Annotated in this window: 2 protein-coding genes; both read left to right on the plus strand. The window is 39.6% G+C overall.

What is annotated here, in order from left to right:
• Nucleotides 1-272, plus strand: a 272-nt coding sequence (locus tag KDK16_RS11600) for a hypothetical protein (RefSeq protein WP_257255056.1), incomplete at its 5' end; no start/stop codon positions are given.
• Between the two features lie 47 nt (nt 273-319).
• A complete protein-coding gene (locus KDK16_RS11605; RefSeq protein ID WP_257255055.1) occupies nt 320-2,404 on the plus strand; it encodes a hypothetical protein in 2,085 nt (694 codons plus the stop codon).
• The last annotated feature ends 215 nt before the right edge of the window (nt 2,405-2,619 follow it).

Here is a 2,619-nt window from a genome sequence, read left to right on the forward strand (position 1 = left end):
AATTATCAACGCTGGAATTTCGTTTTTTCCGTTGTCCGAAAACGGTACAGGAAATCAAGTTGATTAACCAATTTTTGCAAGTCTTGTTTCAATACCTTCATCAGTGCAGAAAGGATATGACCCCTTTGCAGCCTGTCCCTGAAAATATCCGATCCTGCAAAGAGTATACGGCAGAGGAAGTTCAAGCTAATACCATTGATTACCTCAGAAAATTAGGACTGAATCCGGAGGATTATCGCTGTTTTTGGGGCGAAGTACGGGATATTCCGTGAAGCAGGTTTGAGATCAAAATAATTAAATATATTCAATAGAGGGATTTATGAATATAAACACTACCGGTACAGATGCTTACGGACTTCATAAGAGCAGTCTTGCTGAAAAAAATGTCGATGGAAGTCATGATTCAGGGCAGGCAAAAGTTAAAAGTTTTTCAAAAAAACGACGGGTTGAAGATAAATACTCTACACTGGCAAAGCAAATATCAGCGCCTGGTTTTATTGCGCCAGGTTTCAGTCATCAGATGCTCAATCAGTCTATTACCGAGCGAATAATTTCCCGTTCGTTTACTACTGAAGGCTCTGAGTTCGAAGAGGTAGCTATTGGCAGAATGAGGGAGACGTTCACCGCTGGAGAAGTGGCGGAACGTATTCAAAATATCGTTGAAAACCTTATTTATTCGCTGAGATACCACAAAATCGCAAGAGAAGACTATAAAGATGATGAAAGAGACGAAATTACAGAAATTTTTGTCGATTTTATTTTATTCCAGGAGGGCCTGGTCCGTGATCGGTGTTTTACTGCTGAAGGCAGTCCCGATAAATATGTGGCTGGTCAAACCATCAGCCAGATGCGGGTTGAAGAGATAGAGACTTTCCTGCATGCGATTTTTACCGAACGGGCTGAAGCGGAATCGAAACTAAAGAGTTGTAGATTAGTTTATAGTCTGGGGGACATATTGCTTGATTATCTCAATAAAAAAGAGAACGTACCGAATGATGTTGCTCCAGTAGTTAAATATTTTCTATACCTTAAATATGAATTCACCTATGGACAATTGCTGAACGATATATTTCCATTTTTTCAAATTCTACTTTCCGAAAGAGGCCTTTTTTCTGAGCTAGTTCTTGTTTTTAATTTTGCCGTCAAATTCAGGAAGGAAATCATTGACAGTGCTGACTCATCATATCCCACCAAAAATTTGTTAACCATTGCTTTGCGCAGAAACAGAAATGGTATAAGAGAGCATTTTAATCGAGATGTTATGGATATTATTTTCTCCGGGCGTTGTGATGGTATTGTTAATGCCCTGTTTGAAGGCTTCTCTTTACCGGTTGGCAGTGAGGCGACACCAAAAAATCGATTAAATCTTAAATTTGGTGAGGAACTCGAATATGATGTAAGAAATTCATTTTCTGTTCCACGAGGAAAGCTTGTTAAGATTTTTTTATATCGACTCGGAAAAAAGGAGTTAGCTCATCAGGTTCCCGCTAGAAAATTTGGTGCACGTTATGGATTTTATAGTAACTTTACCGTAGTTCCTTTTTACGACACAATAAGCTGGTTTGAAATAAACTGCACGCCTTATCATTCTGATGATCAACTTGCGGAACTGTCTTTTGAGAAGGTGATTGAAGTTATTGATTCAATGCGCAAGGATGGGCTGATTGGTTACAGCTCCGGTCATAAACACGTCGATGTATTAAGTGCCACTCAGGGTGATGCCAGTGTACTGTTGGCGATGGAGTCTGAGATCCAACGAAACCCTTTTTTGCTGAGGGCGTTTGGAAATAATGCTCGCATCGTGCAGTATGATGAAGCTGAGTGGTATAAAACATTTGCTGATTACAATTCAGACATAAAACCATTTGCCGTAAAGCGGTTAAATGTTCTCATTGACCGATATAATAGAAAAATAGAAGAAGGTAATACAGAACCGTTAAACCAAAAAGGTAATACTGATTCGGAAAAAAAAGACAAGCTTAAGCAATTTGCGCACTTTTATAGCCAGCTTGTTCATATGACGACCATACAATGGTTATTTAGTGGCATTGGTGATGATTATATGGAAAAGTATATCGCAATGTCTTTATTGCATATTACTGGAGCAAGCAAAGTAAAGGAGCTTTCAACGTTGGAATTTCGTTTTTTCCGTTGCCCGAAAACGGTACAGGAAATTAAGTTGATTAACCAATTTTTACACGCGTGGTTTCAATATATTCATCGGTGCAGAAAAGATAAAATTCCTTTACAGCCCGTTCCTGAAGATATTCAATCCAGCAAAGATTATACGGCAGAGGAGGTTAAGCTTAAAACCATTGATTACCTCAGGGCATTAGGGCTGAACCCGGAGGACTATCGCTGCTTTTGGGGCGAAGTGAGGCCTCTTCCGTCAACGATCGTTTGAATGAGACTTCAGTTTATAGAATAAATAGGCAGATTTGATTCTGTCACTGAGTTGATTAACCCACCTCTTTAAGATCTCGTCTCTGTTAAAACACTCCACCTCGATCAACTGACTAATACAGCAGGTCATCACTGGGCTAGCAGCCCGTCGGACTTAAGGGTGTCCTACTGCGGTTGCAATAAATTGGTCTAAAAATTCCTGCTTCTTCGTCAAAT

It is taken from the genome of Endozoicomonas sp. SESOKO4 (assembly GCF_024606275.1).